This window comes from Streptomyces sp. SCUT-3 (assembly GCF_014083985.1).
Classification (GTDB): domain Bacteria; phylum Actinomycetota; class Actinomycetes; order Streptomycetales; family Streptomycetaceae; genus Streptomyces_H; species Streptomyces_H thermolineatus.
The window spans coordinates 4,588,672-4,604,395 of sequence record NZ_CP046907.1 but is presented as its reverse complement, the minus strand read 5'-3'; the positions used below and the strand labels follow the sequence as shown (position 1 = coordinate 4,604,395).

Here is a 15,724-nt window from a genome sequence, read left to right as displayed (position 1 = left end):
CCCCCTCCCCCTCCCCCTCCCCCGCGCCGTGCCGTGCCGTGCCGTGCCGCACGCACCGTGCCGTGATGACGATCGGATGATCAACGGTCACGACACGACGCCGTTCGAGTGATCGGCGGGGATCGGAGCGGCCGTCGATACCGTGATCACCGAATCGGTCCGACCGTCGGCGCCGCGCCGGGCGCCGCGTCGAGGGGAGAACACCGTTGTTGCTGTCCACCCCGTACGTCGACCACGCTCCGGCTGCCGAGGAGACCCTCCTCCGCTGCCGCGAGCTGGTGCGTCCCGCCCTGCGGACCGCCGTCGACCGGCTCCATCCGTGGCCGCGGCGGGTGGTCTCGTACTCCTTCGGCTGGGTGGCCGCGGACGGCTCGGAACGCGCCGCCCCCGGGAGCGGCGGCGGGACCGGCCAGGGGGTCCGCCCCGCGCTGGCGGTACTGGCGGCGGAGGCCGTCGGGGGCGCGTGCGGGTCGGCGGTGCCCGGAGCGGTCGCGGTGGAGCTGGTGCACGCCTCCACGCTGGTGCACGACGACGTGGCGGACCGCGGGGAGCAGCGCCGCGGACGGCCCGCCGCCTGGAAGGAGTTCGGCACGGGCCCGGCCGTGCTCTCCGGCGACGCGCTGCTGGCCCTGGCCGTGGACGTGGTCTCGCGGGTCGGCGGGGAGCGTTCCGCGCAGGCGGTGCGGCTGGTCTCGGGGGCGCTGGCCGGGCTCGTCCACGGCCGCTCCGAGGAGGCGCTCTTCGGGTCCCGGCCCTGGGCGGGGCCCGATGCGGTGCGGCCGGCCGAGTACCGGGAGGCCGCACTGCGCCGGACCGGCACGCTGCTGGGCTGCGCGGCGGCGCTGGGCGCGCTGCTGGCGGGTGGCTCGGCGGGCAGCGTGGAGGCGTTCGGCACGGCGGGGCGCAGGCTGGGGCTGGCACTGCAGCTCGCCCGGGAGGTGACGGGGATCTGGGGGCCCCCGACGGCGGGCCGGAGGCCCGACCACGGGAGCCTGCTCAGGGGCGCGCGCACGATGCCGGTCGTGGCGGCCGCCGCGCTGGACCAGGTGGTGGCGGGGCGGCTGGAGAAGCTGCTGGGCGGCGGGGAGCCGCTGACGCGGGCGCGGGCGGCGTACGCGGCGCAGCTGGTGGAGGAGGCCGGCGGGCGGGAGTTCGCGGTGCGCGAGGCGCGGCGGGCGCTGGAGTCGGCGCGGGACGCGCTGGACGGCCTGGCCCTGGCGGGGCCCGCGGCGGAGGAGATCGACGCCCTGGCCGAGTTCGTGGTGGAGCGGAGGCTGCGGGACTGCGAGGACGCCGGCGCGGTGAGGATGCGGGTCCTCTGAAGGGCACGGGTGCCGTGAGGGGCCCGGCCCGGCGGCGGGAGCTGCCGTCGGCCCGGGCCCGGAGCACCGCCGGGACCGGAGCACCGCCGGAACCGGAGCACTCCCGGGGCCGGAGCGCCGCCGGGGTCAGGCGTCGTCCTGCGGGGGCTGGTTGGCCAGGAACCGGCCGAAGAGGCCGACGAGCACCAGGAGCATCATCACCGAGACGTACACCCACACGCTCTCGCGGCTCCAGTCGATCTCCTCGAAGAAGCCCACCACGGTGACCAGGGCGACCACCCCGAGCGCGCACACCGCGGTGGCGCCGGCGCGCATCCGCTCGGGTTCGCCCTCGCGGATCACCCAGCCGGTGCCGAGTCCGTAGACGAGGGTCCAGGCGCCCATCGCCCGCAGGTCCAGCGGGCTGGCCTGCCACGGCCACAGGTCCACCAGCCGCTCGGGGACGACCAGCATGGCCAGGCCGAGGGCGGTGGCGGCCAGGCAGACCGCCGCCAGGGGGACGACGAGGGGGACGGGCATCGCCTCGCGGCGCGGCGGGTTGACGCCGGGCGTCTGCGCCTGCGCCCCCAGCAGGGTGAGGGCGATCACCGGGAAGACGATGTGCACGACCAGCCACAGCCAGGCTCCGACGAAGCTGGTGCTGTTGGTGTCGATCAGGTGGATCTTGTCGTAGTTGAACAGGGTGACGGTCAGCATGATCAGCAGTTGCAGGAGCGACAGGTGGACGCCCATCCTGGCGTCCACCCAGCGCCGCTGCCGCAGGCTCTCCGCGAACAGCGCCGCGGCGCTGGCGTAGTAGGCGCCGATGGTCGCCGCGGTGAGCGGCGAGCGCACGGTCCAGACGAAGAACTTCCCGGTGTCCCCGGAGAAGAGCAGCAGGGCCAGGGCGAGCCCCGTGCAGAGCAGGAACAGGGGCCACAGGTACGCGGCGCGGACGCCGGCGGTGACCGTGCGCACGGGTGCCGCGGCCTCGGGGGCGGAGTGGGCGGTGTACGTGGAGGCGGCAAGCATCAGGACGGGTCAGATCCTCACGGAGGTGTTACCGACGGTATGCGGGACTCGCCCCTCAGGGTCGTGCATGGCGCGCCCGTCGCACAAGACGCGTGACACCACCCCCACACGACCGCCACACGAACGCCCCGGGGCCCGCCCGCTCGTGCGGACGGGCCCGGGGCGCCGGGCCGGCCCCCACGGCGGACGTACCGCCGGGGGCCGGCGCGCCGTCAGTCCGCGGTGAAGACGGCGACGGTGCGGGCGGGGACGGTGAACGTCCCGCTGCCGGCCTCGTAGCCGGACCTCTTCACCACGGCGTCCGAGCCGGACGCCTGCACCGGGTGCAGGGCGTACTCCTCGCCGGCCAGGGAGGCCACCTCCTGCTCCTGCGCCTCGGGCGTGGCGTTGAAGACCACGACCAGGTCGCCGAGGCGCATGGTGACCACGCCCGGGGTCTCGTCCGGCCCCGACAGGGGGAAGGACAGCCGCTCCTGGACCTGCCCCGCCGTGGTCAGGCCGAAGCCGTCCTCGGTGGAGCGGATGCGCAGCAGGTCCCGGTAGGCGGCGGACGCCCCGGTGATCCGCCCGCAGTCCGGCTGCACGGAGGCGCCGCGCAGCAGCGGCCCGGCGTACGGCCACTTGTCCTCGTTGTCCGCGGCGGGCGGCAGGCCGCGGCCGAAGCCGTTGCCGGCCGGGCACCCCTTCCCGGACCCGCCGGAGGACCCGCCGGAGGACCCGGAGGAGGACGGCCACTGGATCGCGTTGAACCAGTCGCCGCTGTCGTAGGAGTTGCGGTCCAGGGACTTCGAGCGCAGCAGGTCGCTGCCGGCCTGGGAGAGCACCGGGCCCTGGGAGAGGGCCGCGGTGGCCATGGCCAGGACCTGCATGCGGGCGCGGTCCGCGGCCGGGGTGTCCTTCGGCAGCTTGAACGCCAGCGCGTCGTAGAGGGTCTCGTTGTCGTGGGCGTCGGCGTAGGCGAGGGCGTCGCCGGGGGCGTCGGCGTACCCGGCCGGCGCCCCGTTGTAGTCCACCTGGGAGCCCTTGACCCGCCTGCCGCCGGTGTCGGTGAAGGTGTAGTCGGCCAGGTTGCCGGACAGGCCGACCTTGAGCAGGTCCTGGTAGTGCAGCAGCCGCGCCTTCTGCTCGGCCGCGGTGCCGTTGGCCTTCGAGCCGTTGGGGTCGGTGAACAGGCCGGAGGCGAAGCCCTGCACGCCGGGGTCGGAGTCGAACGGGCCGCCGCCGCGCACCGCGTCGCGGGCCCGGTCGCTGAAGGTGGCGATCCCGGTGCCGGCCATGTTCTTCTGGGTGGCCTGCTCGAAGCGGGCGTCGTCGGCGACCTCGCCGAAGTTCCAGCCCTCGCCGTAGAGGATCACGGACCTGCCGTCGACGCCGTCCTTCTCCACGGTCAGTCCGTCGAGCGCCTTGCGGACGGCGAGGATGTTGGCCTTGGGGTGGTGGCCCATCAGGTCGAAGCGGAACCCGTCGACCTTGTACTCCTTCGCCCAGGTGACGACGGAGTCCACGACCAGCTTGCCCATCATCGCGTTCTCCGGCGCGGTGTTGGCGCAGCAGGTGGAGGTGGCCACGGAGCCGTCCTCCTGGAGCCGGTGGTAGTACCCGGGCACGATGCGGTCCAGGACGGACTTCGCGTCCTGCCCGGAGGCGGCGGTGTGGTTGTAGACCACGTCCATCACCACGCGCAGGCCGGCGTCGTTGAGGCCGCGCACCATCTCGCGGAACTGCACGGTGCGGGCGGTGCCGTCGGGGTCGGTGGCGTACGAGCCCTCGGGGACGGTGTAGTGGTACGGGTCGTACCCCCAGTTGTAGGCGTCGTCGGCGGCGACGGCGGACACGCACTCCTGCTGCTTCGCGGAGTCGGCGGGCAGGGCGGCCAGGTCGCAGTCGGGCGACTTCTGGTCCTCCCTGCGCTCCGGCACGGTGGCGAAGTCGAAGGCGGGCAGCAGGTGCACGTGAGTGGTGCCGGCGTCGGCCAGCTTCCGCAGGTGCCGCATGCCGTCGCTGCCGGTGCGGGTGAAGGCGGTGTAGGTGCCCTTCTCGGCGGCCGGGACGGTGGGGTCCTCCACCGAGAAGTCCCGGATGTGCAGTTCCTGGATGCGGGCGTCGGTCAGGGGCGCGGCCCGCGGCTTGTCCAGGCCCTTCCAGCCCTTCGGCGCGAGCCTGGGGTCGGCCAGGTCGACGACGAGGCTGCGGGCGGAGTCGGCGGTCAGGGCGGTGGAGTACGGGTCGGTGACCTTGTTGGTGACGACCTTCCCCGCCTGCGGGGCCCAGACGGTGACCAGGTAGCGGTAGGGCTTGTTCCGCCATCCCGGGCTGCCGGTCACGCTCCACACGCCGCTGCCGGCGTCCCGCCGCATCGCGACGGTCCTGCCGTCCAGTTCGAGGGCGACCTTCTTCGCGGTGGGCGCCCACACCGACAGGACGGGCCGCTTCGCCACCCCCCTGCCGGTGAAGACCGGGCCGAGTTCCGCGCCGGCGGCCCTCTTCGCGTACAGGTCGTCCAGGACGCCGGCGGTCTGCACGCCGGTGGCGGTCAGCAGGGCGCCGTCGGCGGTGCGCTGGGTGGCGATCACCTGGCCGGTCAGCGCGGTGCGCACCCGGTCGCGGTCGCGCGGGTCGACGGTGAAGGCCGCCCAGTCCTTCAGGTGCGGGTACTTCTCCTCTTGCTCCTCGGTCAGGCCTCCGCGCGCGGGCTTCAGTCGCAGCCAGTGGCCCTCGTCGGTGAGCCGGCCGCCGGCCACCTCGATGCCGCCGTCGGGGGCGTACACCAGCTGGGTGCTCGCGGCGTCGGGCGAGGACGCCTTCCAGGCGACGGTGTCCCGGTCGACCCACTGGGCCCGGGCCTCGCCCAGGTCCAGGTCGGCGGCGGAGCCGGAGGTCTGCGGCAGCAGGTACTTCTCCTGCCCGGCGATCAGCCAGGCCTCGTGCCCGGTGCCGGCCAGGTCCAGGGACTGGTCGGTGGGCAGGTCCTTGGTGTCGCCCTTGTGGACGATGTAGCTCAGGCCGGTCGCCCCCTCGACGAGGGGCACCTCGAAGACGGCGCCGTAGGCGTCGGTGCGCACCGGTTCCAGCGGCTTCGCCCAGTCGGTGGGCTCGGCGGCGCCGGTCCAGGTGTGCAGGCCCCAGCCGGCGTAGTCGCCGTCGGCGCGGTGGTAGTGCAGGACGGCCTTCGAGCGGTCCGGCTCGGGGTACGCGCCCTCGGGCGCCCGGTCGAGGACCTTCTCCTCGCCCTGCTCGATCCACACCTCGCCGGTCTTCGACAGGTCGATCGAGCGGTCGGCGTCGCCGTCCTTGACGCCGTCCTTGACGACGACGAAGCCGACGTTCGAGGCGCCCTTCCTCAGCTTCACCCAGGCGAAGGCGCCGTAGGCGTCGCGGCCGGTGAAGGCGTGGCCGGCCGGCCACTGCGTGGCCTCGCCGTCGGCCAGGTCGCCCCAGGCGTACAGCTGCCAGCCGTCGTAGTCGCCGTCGGGGCGCTTGTAGTGGACGACCGCGTGGTCGCGGGAGACGGCGGTGGGCGGCGCCTCCGGCTCGGGGGCGCCGGCGGTGCCGGTGGCGGTGGCGCTCGCGGTGCGGCCCGCGGAGTCGATCACGACGGCCTTGTAGCGCAGGACGGTCCCGGGCGCGACCCCGGTCAGGTCGTGGCCGGCCCGGTAGGGGGCGTGGTCGGCGCTGCCGAGGACCTTCCACTTGCCGTTGCCGGCCTGGGCGGCGAGGACGACGCGGTTCAGGCCGTCCCCGGGCACGGTCGCGGTGACGGCGGCGGTGCCGGTGGCGCCGGCCTCCGGGGCCCGCAGGGTGATCCTCGGTGCGGCGTCCGGCGCGGGCAGGCGCCCGTCGGCCCGGTACACGACGGCGGACAGCGCGGGCACCTCGACGGACAGGGCCGCGTCGGCGTCGGTGACGGCCTTCCTCCCGGCCTCGGCGGCGGCCTTCGGCCACAGGGCGGTGAACCCGGTCTCCGCCGAGAAGGTGGGTATCCGGGCCTTCTTCGGCTCCGTCGCGTTGTTGACGGCGACGACGTACTCGACCTGCTGCCGGGCGTCGGTGCGGGAGAAGGCGTACACGCCCGCGCCGTCGTCCGCGTACCGCTCGGTCTGGACGCCGTCGCGCAGCGCCGGGTGCTTCCTCGTCAGCGCGGACAGCCCGGCGATGGTGCGGTACAAGGGGTGGGAGGTGTCGTAGGCGTCGGTGTCGTGGCCGTCGCCGGTGCCGATGCGGTCGTCGTCGAGGTAGTCGGCGGTGCGGGAGGCGAACATGGTCTGGCGGGCGTCCTTGTCGCCGCCGGCGCCGGTGAAGCCCTGCTCGTCGCCGTAGTAGACGACCGGGTTGCCGCGGCCGAGGAACATCACCTCGTCGGCGAGGCGGGAGCGGCGCAGCAGTTCGGCGTCGGACGCCCCCGGGTTGTCCTGCTTCAGGAAGGCGCCGATGCGGCCCATGTCGTGGTTGCCGAGGAAGGTCACCTGCTCGTAGGCGTTGGCCCGGTCCGTGGTGTACCGGTGGTCCTCGGCGAAGACCTTCGACAGCCGCTGCGCGGACCCGCCCTGCGAGACGTAGGCGCGGGTGGCGTCCTGGAGGGGGAAGTCCAGGGTGGAGTCGAGGCGTCCGCGGGTGACGTAGGGCGCGGTGACGGCGGGGTCGGCGGAGTAGACCTCGCCGAACATGAAGAAGTCGTCCCGGCCCTGCTTGGCGGCGTAGGCGTCCAGGGCGGTGGCCCACTGCGTCCAGAAGGCCATGTCGACGTGCTTGACGGTGTCGATGCGGAACCCGTCGACGTCGAAGTCCTTCACCCAGCGCTCGTAGATCCGCTCCATGCCCTCGACGACCTCGGGGCGCTCGGTCCACAGGTCGTCCAGGCCGGAGAAGTCGCCGTGCCCGGCGCTCTCCCCGGCGAAGGTGGAGTCGCCCCGGTTGTGGTACATCTCCGGGTCGTTGAGCCAGGCGGGGACCTTGACGTCCTTCTCGGCCGGGTCGACGGCGGGGGTGTAGGGGAAGGAGTCGGCGTCGACGTCGGAGGCCTTCACCCCGTCGGAGTCGTCGAAGGGCCGGCCGTCCTTCGCCAGGTAGGGGAAGGCGCCCTTGGACAGGTATCCGTGGGCCTTCTCCTCGTTGCCGACGACGTCCGCGGTGTGGTTGGTGATGACGTCGAAGAAGACCTTCATGCCCTTGGCGTGGGCGGTGTCGATCAGCTTCTCCAGGTCGGCGTCGGTCCCGAAGTGCGGGTCCACCCGGGTGAAGTCGGTGATCCAGTAGCCGTGGTAGCCGGCCGAGGCGTCCTTGCCCTCGCCCTGCACGGGCCGGTTCTTGAAGATCGGGGCCATCCACAGGGCCGTGGTGCCCAGGCCCTTGATGTAGTCGAGCCTCTCGGTCAGGCCCTTGAGGTCGCCGCCGTGGTAGAAGCCCTTGTCGGCGGGGTCGTAGCCGGTGGTGGTGCGCCCGCCGGACAGCCCGCCGGTGTTGTTGCCCCGGTCGCCGTCGGCGAAGCGGTCCGGCAGGACGAAGTAGAACTGCTCCCGGGTCAGGTCGTGGCGGTCCGGGGCGGCCGCCAGTGCCTTGTCGGACGGCGGGGGCGGGGGCTGCGCGGCGGCGGCCGCCGGGGTCGCGGCCGGGGCTGCGCCCAGCAGCACGGCCGCGGCCAGGGCGGCCGCCGCGGTGCGCGTGCGCGAGGGCGCGCGGGAGGACACGGACACGGTTCTCCTCGGGTGAGTCACCGAACGGAAAAGAACGCCCCGTGGTACGCGCCCGTCCACGTGGTACAGCCGGCCGCACTGCCGGTGGCGCGGACGCTACCCTCCGTACCCCCATTTCAGCAAGAGTTCAACATCTTGCAGAAACTTGCTTGCAAACTCTTTCGTAATCTCTTGCAGCCCTGTTACGTTCCTCCACAGCCCGGCTGCCGCCCAGGGACGGACGGCACCGGAGAGTCGGCCGGGCGCTTCTTCTAGGAGATCCACATGCGACGAGGCATATCTGTCGCCGCCCTGGCCACCGTGGTGGCGCTGACGGCGACGGCCTGTGGCGGCAGCGACAGCGAGGACAAGGCGGCCAAGGAGCCGGGCGAGGTTTCCGGCACCGTCACCTGGTGGGACACCTCCGACAACACCAGCGAGGCCCCGGCCTTCAAGAAGCTGATCGCGGACTTCGAGAAGAAGTACCCGAAGGTCAAGGTCAAGTACGTCAACGTCCCCTTCGCCCAGGCGCAGCAGAAGTTCAAGACCGCCGCGCAGTCCGGCAAGGGCGCCCCCGACGTGCTGCGCTCCGACGTCGGCTGGACCCCGGGCTTCGCCAAGCTGGGCTACCTGGCCGCCCTCGACGGCACCCCGGCCCTGGACGACAAGGACAAGTTCCTCGACGGCCCGGCCGCCAGCGGCGGCTACGAGGGCAAGACCTACGGCGTCCCCCAGGTCACCGACACCCTCGGCCTCCTCTACAACAAGGAGCTCCTCGAGAAGGCCGGCGTGAAGGAGGCCCCGGCCACCTGGACCGAGGTCAAGGACGCCGCGAAGAAGATCGAGAAGAAGACCGGCGCCGACGGCATCTACCTCAACCCCGACTCCTACTTCGCCCTGCCGTTCGTGTACGGCGAGGGCGGCGACATGGTCGACGTCGAGGGCAAGAAGATCACCATCGCGAACGACGCCGCCGTCAAGGGCGTCAGCACCGCGGTCGACCTGATCAAGTCCGGTGCGGCCCCCAAGCCCGACACCACCGACGGCTACAACAACATGCAGACGTCCTTCAAGGACGGCAAGGTCGCGATGATCGTCAACGGTCCGTGGGCGACCGCCGACATCTTCAGCGGCAAGTCCTTCAAAAACAAGGAGAACCTGGGCATCGCCCCGGTCCCGGCCGGCAGCACCGGCGAGGCCGGCGCCCCGGTCGGCGGCCACAACCTGGTCGCCTACGCGGGCTCGGGCAACCTGGACGCCTCCTACCTGTTCATCAAGCACATGACCTCGGCGAAGGCCCAGGAGCAGGTGTCCGCCGAGATCGGCGTGCTGCCGACCCGCGAGGACGCCTACACCGACAAGGTGCTCTCCGACCCGGTCCGCAAGGCGTTCTACGACGCGCTCGGCAAGGCGCACCCGCGTCCGGCGATCGCCGAGGGCGGTGACCTGTTCACCGACTTCCTGCCGCACTACGTCAAGATCCTGCAGGGCACCGAGACCCCGGAGGAGGGCCTGACCGCCACCGCCGACGCCTGGAAGAAGCAGCTGCTGAAGGACTACACCGTCGAGAAGTGACGGCGAGCCCCGGCCCGGCCGGCCGGGGGCCCGCCGCGGGAGGTCCGCCGCAGGACCGGCTCAGGGACGGGCCGGTACGCCGTCCGCACTGACGGCCGGCGGACCACCTCCCCGCGGAAGGCCCCACGCGCCCGGCCGACCGGGCCGGCCCGGACCGCCCGGCGACAGGCCGGGCGGTCCACCGCCGTGCACCGCCCGCGCCGGACCGCCGCACCTTCACAGACCTGCCCCGAAGAAGAGAGAGCCGTGGAGCGATGACCACAGCCGTCACGAAGTCCGGCAGCGCCCCGGAGCGCCCGCGCACCGGACTGCTCAGCAGGATCCGGCGCTCCTTCGACACGCACTGGTACGCCTGGGCGATGGTGCTCCCGGTGGTCGTGGTCATCGGCGTGCTGGTCGGCTACCCGCTGGGCCGCGGCATCCTCCTGTCGTTCACCGACGCCAACGAGGCCAACATCGGCCGCACCATCGGCGTCAACCACATCCCGGCCACCTACGAGTTCGTGGGCCTGGACAACTACTGGAACGTCCTCTCCGGCCAGGAGGGCAACTTCTACCCGCGGCTGCTGTGGACCGTGGTGTGGACCGCCTCCTGCGTGCTGCTGCACTACACCGTCGGTCTGGGCCTGGCCCTGCTCCTCAACCGGCCCATGCGCTTCCGCGCCCTGTACCGGGTGCTGCTGATCCTGCCGTGGGCGGTCCCCGCGTTCGTCGCCGCCTTCGCCTGGAGGCTGATGTTCAACAGCGAGTACGGCGTCTTCAACGCCCTGCTCGCCGGCGTCGGCGTCTCCCCCGTCGACTGGCTGGGCGACCCCCTCATGCAGAAGGTCGCGGTCGTCGCCGTCAACGTCTGGCTGGGCGTGCCGTTCATGATGGTCGCGATCCTCGGCGGCCTGCAGTCCATCCCGGCCGAGCTGCACGAGGCCGCCGAGATGGACGGCGCGAGCCCCTGGCAGCGGTTCAGGAACGTCATCCTGCCGGGCCTGCGGCCGGTCTCCAGCACGGTGATCCTGCTGGGCACCATCTGGACGTTCAACATGTTCCCGATCATCTACCTGGTGATCGGCCAAGGAGCGAGCAGCGAGAGCGAGATCCTGGTGACCTATGCCTACCGGCTGGCCTTCCAGGGCGTGCGCGACTACGCGGGCTCGGCCACCTACGGCATCCTCATCCTCTCCCTGCTCCTGGTCTTCTCCGTCTTCTACCGGCGGATGCTCGACCGTCAGGAGGCCACCCGATGAGCACCACCCTGGAACAGCCCGCGACGACCCCCGCGGCGCCCCTCCCCGCGCCGGTCCCCGGGCCCCGCCGCCGCCTGCGCGGCGAGCGCTCGCGCGCCGCGTCGGCCGCCCTGCACGGCACGCTGGTCCTCGCCGCCCTGGTCGCCGTCTTCCCCGTGGTCTTCCTGGTCTTCGTCTCGCTGCGCGGGCGCAGCGGCTGGACCCACCCCACCGAGTTCTCCGGCTTCAGCCTGACCAACTACACCCAGGTCCTCACCGAGACCTCGTTCACGACCTGGTTCGTCAACTCGCTGGTCCTGGCCGCCGGCACCACGGTGCTGGGCGTGGCGATCGCGGCGAGCGCCGGGTACGCCGTCTCCCGGATGCGCTTCCCCGGCCACCGGCCGCTGATGTGGGTCTTCCTGATCGTCCAGATGTTCCCCGTCGCGGTGCTGATCGTGCCGCTGTACAACATCCTCGGCTCGATGCGGCTGCTGGACTCCTACGCCGGCCTGATCATCACCTACTGCTCGGTGTCGGTGCCCTTCTGCGCCTGGATGCTCAAGGGCTACTTCGACACCATCCCGGTCGACATCGACGAGGCCGGCCGGGTCGACGGGCTCACCCCGTTCGGCACCTTCTGGCGGCTGATCCTGCCGCTGGCCCGCCCCGGCCTGGCCGTCACCGCCTTCTACACCTTCCTCACCGCCTGGGCCGAGGTGGCCTTCGCCACCCAGTTCCTCAGCAGCGAGGAGATGTACACGCTCTCCGTCGGCCTGCAGACCTTCATCAGCCAGCAGAAGGCCGAGTGGGGCCTGCTGACCGCCTCCGCGGTGCTGATCACCGTCCCCGCCGGGCTGGTCTTCTTCTTCGCCCAGAAGCACCTGGTGGCCGGCCTGACCGCGGGAGGCACCAAGGGCTAGCCCCCGCCCCGACACCCCCACGCGCCCGGCGCGCCGGCTCCCCGGCCGCTCCACGTGCCCTGCCAACCCATGGGCCTACCCGATAGGGACACCGAATGACCCAGGACCTCGCCCCCCACGTCCCCGACCAGGCTTCCCACCGCTCCGACGAGGACGTCCGGCCGGACTGGTGGCGCAGCGCCGTCATCTACCAGGTGTACGTGCGCTCGTTCGCCGACAGCGACGGCGACGGCGTCGGCGACCTGGCCGGCGTCCGCGCCAAGCTGCCCTACCTGGAGCAGCTCGGCGTGGACGCGCTGTGGCTGACGCCGTTCTACGCCTCCCCCCAGGCGGACGGCGGCTACGACGTGGCCGACTACCGGGCCGTGGACCCCCTGTTCGGCGACCTGTCGGACGCCGACGCCCTGGTGCGCGAGGCGCACGCCCGCGGCCTGCGGGTGATCGTGGACATCGTCCCCAACCACACCTCCGACCGGCACGCCTGGTTCGCCGAGGCGCTGGCCTCGGAGCCCGGCTCGCCGGCCCGCGCGCGCTACCACTTCCGCCCCGGCAAGGGGAAGGACGGCGAACTGCCTCCCAACGACTGGGAGTCGGTCTTCGGCGGCCCGGCCTGGACCCGCACGCGGAACCAGGACGGGACGCCCGGCGAGTGGTACCTGCACCTGTTCGCCCCCGAACAGCCGGACCTCAACTGGGAGAACCCCGAGGTCCGCGAGGAGTTCGAGTCGGTCCTGCGGTTCTGGCTCGACCTGGGCGTGGACGGCTTCCGGATCGACGTCGCGCACGGCATGGTCAAGGCCGAGGGACTGCCCGACATCGGGCACACCGAGCAGGTGAAGATGATCGGCGCCCAGGTGCTGCCGTTCTTCGACCAGGACGGGGTCCACGAGATCCACCGCTCCTGGCGCACCCTGCTGGACTCCTACCCGGGCGAGCGGATCGGCGTCGCCGAGGCGTGGGCGCCGACCCCGGCCCGGCTGTCGATGTACGTGCGCCCCGACGAGCTGCACCAGGCCTTCAACTTCCACTTCCTCGGCTGCGAGTGGGAGGCGCGGACGATGCGGTCGGTCATCGACGAGTCCCTGGCCTCCGCCGGCTCGGTGGGCGCCCCCACCACCTGGGTGCTCTCCAACCACGACGTGGTGCGGCACGTGACCCGCTACGGCGGCGGCGAGCAGGGCCTGCGGCGGGCCCGGGCGGCCGCGCTGCTGATGCTGGCCCTGCCCGGCTCGACCTACGTCTACCAGGGCGAGGAGCTCGGCCTGCCGGAGGTCGTGGACCTGCCCGACGAGGTGCGCCAGGACCCGTCGTTCTTCCGCGACAACGGCCAGGACGGCTTCCGCGACGGCTGCCGCGTGCCGCTGCCGTGGTCCGGCGACCAGGCCCCCTACGGGTTCGGCCCCGGCGGCAGCTGGCTGCCCCAGCCCGACTCCTGGCGGGACCTGTCGGTGGAGTCCCAGACCGGGGACCCGCGCTCCACCCTGGAGCTGTACCGCTCGGCGCTGCGGCTGCGGCGCGAGCTGCCCGGCCTGGGCGACGGCCCGATGGAGTGGCTCCAGGCCCCCGAGGGCGTGCTGGCCTTCTCCCGCCCGGGGTTCGTGTGCACCGTGAACACCTCGGACGCGGAGGCCGAACTGCCCGTCCCGGGGCGCCCGGTGCTCAGCAGCGAGCCGGTCTCCTTCACCGGCGGGAGCGTGCGGCTGCCGGCCGACTCCTGCGTCTGGTGGGCTCTCTGACGTGCGAGCGGTACAGTCCCGTGGTGTGAGTACGACCCCACGGCTTGCCGACATCGCGGCCCAGGCAGGAGTCAGCGAGGCCACGGTCAGCCGGGTCCTCAACGGCAAGCCCGGGGTCTCCGCCGCCACCCGCCAGTCGGTGCTGGCCGCACTGGACCTGCTCGGCTACGAGCGTCCGGTGCGGCTGCGGCAGCGCAGCGCGGGCCTGGTCGGGCTGATCACCCCCGAGCTGGAGAACCCCATCTTCCCGGCCTTCGCCCAGGTGATCAGCCAGGCGCTGGCCCGCGAGGGGTACACCCCGGTGCTGTGCACCCAGACGCCCGGCGGCTCCACCGAGGACGAGCTGACCGAGCTGCTGGTGGAGCGCGGCGTCGCCGGGATCATCTTCATATCCGGGCTGCACGCCGACTCCACCGCCGACATGGGCCGGTACGACCGGCTGCGCGGGCAGGGGGTGCCGTTCGTCCTGATCAACGGCTTCTCCGAGAAGGTGCGGGCGCCGTTCGTCTCCCCCGACGACCGGGGCGCGATGCGGCTGGCCGTCACCCACCTGGCGTCCCTGGGGCACGAGCGGATCGGGCTGGCCGTCGGGCCCAAGCGGTACGTCCCCGTGCAGCGGAAGATCCAGGGGTTCACCGAGTCGGTGCACGAGGTGCTGGGCATGCCCGGGGCGGAGGCCGAGCAGCTGATCCAGCACTCCCTCTACTCCCTGGAGGGCGGCCAGGCCGCCGCCTCGGAGCTGATCCGGCGGGGCTGCACGGCCGTGGTGTGCGCCAGCGACATGATGGCGCTCGGCGCGATCCGGGCCGCCCGCCAGGCGGGCCTGTCCGTGCCCGGGGACGTCTCGGTCGTCGGCTTCGACGACTCGCCGCTGATCGCCTTCACCGACCCGCCCCTGACCACCATCCGCCAGCCGGTCACGGCCATGGGCCAGGCGGCGGTGCGGGCCCTGCTGGAGGAGGTCGGGGGCACCCCGGCCCCGCACAGCGAGTTCGTCTTCATGCCCGAGCTGGTGGTCCGGGGCTCGACCGCCTCGGGCCCGAGGAGTCAGGGGCAGGACCAGGGGTAGTCGCTCCGGGACGTACGCCGGAGGGCGGGGCGGAGGGCGGTGAAAACCCGTCCGGAGGATGATCGGCCGAGGAGGCTCTCTCTGGCAGACTGTCGCCCCATGGGGGAACCGACGACGAACTTCCCGGAAAGCCGGCCGCAACACCGTCCGGCCGACGCCGTCGGCCCCGTCCCCCCGGGCGGGGCCGAGCCGCCTGCCGGCCGGACCGTGACCGCCGTGACGGACCGGGACGCCGCGACGGACCGGGACGCCGCGACAGGCGGGGACGCCGCGGCGGACCGGGACGGCGAACGGGCCGTCACCTCCCCCGGCGGCCCGCACGCCCCGGCGGGCCGGGCCGCGGCCGGCACTGGGTTCCCCGGCCCGTGGGTCCCGCGGGCGCCGCGCCTGTGGATCGAGATCGTGCTGATCGCCCTGAGCTACTGGGTGTACTCGCTGATCCGCAACGCCGTCCCCGAGCAGCGGGACGCGGCGATGGCCAACGCGCACCGGATCTGGTCCCTGGAGCAGAGCCTGGGCATCGCCGTCGAGGACGCGGTCAACCGCGCCGCGAACTCCGTCACCTGGCTGATCGTCGGCATGAACTACTACTACGCGACCCTGCACTTCGTGGTGACCCTGGGGGTGCTGGTCTGGCTGTTCCGCGCCCACTCCGGGCGCTACGCCGCCGCCCGCCTGGTGCTGTTCTCCACCACCGCGGTCGCGCTGGTGGGCTACTACTTCTTCCCCCTGGCCCCGCCCCGGCTGATGGAGGGCGGCCGCTTCGTCGACACCGTCGTGGTGCACCACACCTGGGGGTCGATGGCCTCGGGCGACCTGGCGAACGTCTCCAACCAGTACGCGGCGATGCCGTCCATGCACGTCGGCTGGTCGGTGTGGTGCGGCGTGGTCGTCGCACTGATCGTCCGGCGGCGGTGGGTGCGGGTCCTCGCCGTCCTCTACCCCGCGACGACCCTGCTGGTGATCGTCTGCACCGCCAACCACTTCTGGCTGGACGCGGTCGGCGGCCTGCTGTGCCTGGCGTTCGGCTTCACCACCGGCCACCTCGTCTACCGCACCCCGCCGTGGCACCTGCCCCGCCTGCCGGAGCTGCCGGCGACGGGCCGGGTGCCGGCCCCCGCCGGCCGGCACGACCGGTGACCCGCCGCGCCGGACGACGGCGCCGGGCGGCTTCGGGCCGCACCGGGCGGCGCACCGCC

The 15,724-nt window shown here is 72.9% G+C and carries 9 protein-coding genes; 7 read left to right on the top strand and 2 right to left on the bottom strand.

Annotated elements, in window-relative coordinates:
* Positions 1 to 209 precede the first annotated feature (209 nt).
* Positions 210 to 1,322 carry a polyprenyl synthetase family protein gene (locus GQS52_RS20295; RefSeq protein WP_259370876.1) on the top strand — a complete coding sequence of 371 codons (1,113 nt, stop codon included), beginning with the start codon at positions 210 to 212 and terminating at the stop codon, positions 1,320 to 1,322.
* Positions 1,323 to 1,448: 126 nt separating this feature from the next.
* Here the strand turns inward: GQS52_RS20295 and GQS52_RS20290 are convergent, their stop codons facing one another.
* Together GQS52_RS20290 and pulA are read right to left on the bottom strand one after the other, a co-directional pair.
* Positions 1,449 to 2,333 carry a hypothetical protein gene (locus GQS52_RS20290; protein WP_182314779.1) on the bottom strand — a complete coding sequence of 295 codons (885 nt, stop codon included), beginning with the start codon at positions 2,331 to 2,333 and terminating at the stop codon, positions 1,449 to 1,451.
* 212 nt (positions 2,334 to 2,545) lie between these two features.
* A complete protein-coding gene (gene pulA, locus GQS52_RS20285) occupies positions 2,546 to 7,960 on the bottom strand; it encodes a pullulanase-type alpha-1,6-glucosidase (protein WP_259371164.1) in 5,415 nt (1,804 codons plus the stop codon).
* A 327-nt stretch (positions 7,961 to 8,287) separates the two neighbouring features.
* Here pulA and GQS52_RS20280 point away from each other — a divergent pair, with 327 nt between their 5' ends.
* The 6 genes from GQS52_RS20280 to GQS52_RS20255 all read left to right on the top strand — a co-directional run bounded on the left by GQS52_RS20280 (position 8,288) and on the right by GQS52_RS20255 (position 15,665).
* A complete protein-coding gene (locus GQS52_RS20280) occupies positions 8,288 to 9,577 on the top strand; it encodes an extracellular solute-binding protein (RefSeq protein WP_182314777.1) in 1,290 nt (429 codons plus the stop codon).
* Positions 9,578 to 9,831: 254 nt separating this feature from the next.
* A complete protein-coding gene (locus GQS52_RS20275; protein ID WP_182314776.1) occupies positions 9,832 to 10,818 on the top strand; it encodes a sugar ABC transporter permease in 987 nt (328 codons plus the stop codon).
* A complete protein-coding gene (locus GQS52_RS20270; RefSeq protein WP_182314775.1) occupies positions 10,815 to 11,720 on the top strand; it encodes a carbohydrate ABC transporter permease in 906 nt (301 codons plus the stop codon). Before GQS52_RS20275 ends, GQS52_RS20270 begins: the two co-directional genes overlap by 4 nt.
* A 95-nt stretch (positions 11,721 to 11,815) precedes the next feature.
* On the top strand, positions 11,816 to 13,456 hold the full coding sequence (locus GQS52_RS20265) for a glycoside hydrolase family 13 protein (protein WP_182314774.1): 1,641 nt from the start codon (positions 11,816 to 11,818) through the stop codon (positions 13,454 to 13,456).
* Positions 13,457 to 13,481: 25 nt separating this feature from the next.
* The gene (locus GQS52_RS20260; protein WP_259370875.1) at positions 13,482 to 14,525 is read left to right on the top strand and encodes a LacI family DNA-binding transcriptional regulator; all 1,044 of its coding nucleotides are present in this window, start codon (positions 13,482 to 13,484) and stop codon (positions 14,523 to 14,525) included.
* Between the two features lie 216 nt (positions 14,526 to 14,741).
* Positions 14,742 to 15,665: a phosphatase PAP2 family protein gene (locus GQS52_RS20255; protein ID WP_259370874.1), complete on the top strand. Its 924-nt coding sequence runs from the start codon at positions 14,742 to 14,744 to the stop codon at positions 15,663 to 15,665.
* The last annotated feature ends 59 nt before the right edge of the window (positions 15,666 to 15,724 follow it).

Excerpts from the sequence above, each read along its gene's own strand:
- GQS52_RS20290 (WP_182314779.1), bottom strand. The coding sequence starts at position 2,333 with ATGCTTGCCGCCTCCACGTACACCGCCCACTCCGCCCCCGAGGCCGCG.
- GQS52_RS20280 (WP_182314777.1), top strand. The coding sequence starts at position 8,288 with ATGCGACGAGGCATATCTGTCGCCGCCCTGGCCACCGTGGTGGCGCTG.
- GQS52_RS20275 (WP_182314776.1), top strand. The coding sequence starts at position 9,832 with ATGACCACAGCCGTCACGAAGTCCGGCAGCGCCCCGGAGCGCCCGCGC.
- GQS52_RS20270 (WP_182314775.1), top strand. The coding sequence starts at position 10,815 with ATGAGCACCACCCTGGAACAGCCCGCGACGACCCCCGCGGCGCCCCTC.
- GQS52_RS20265 (WP_182314774.1), top strand. The coding sequence starts at position 11,816 with ATGACCCAGGACCTCGCCCCCCACGTCCCCGACCAGGCTTCCCACCGC.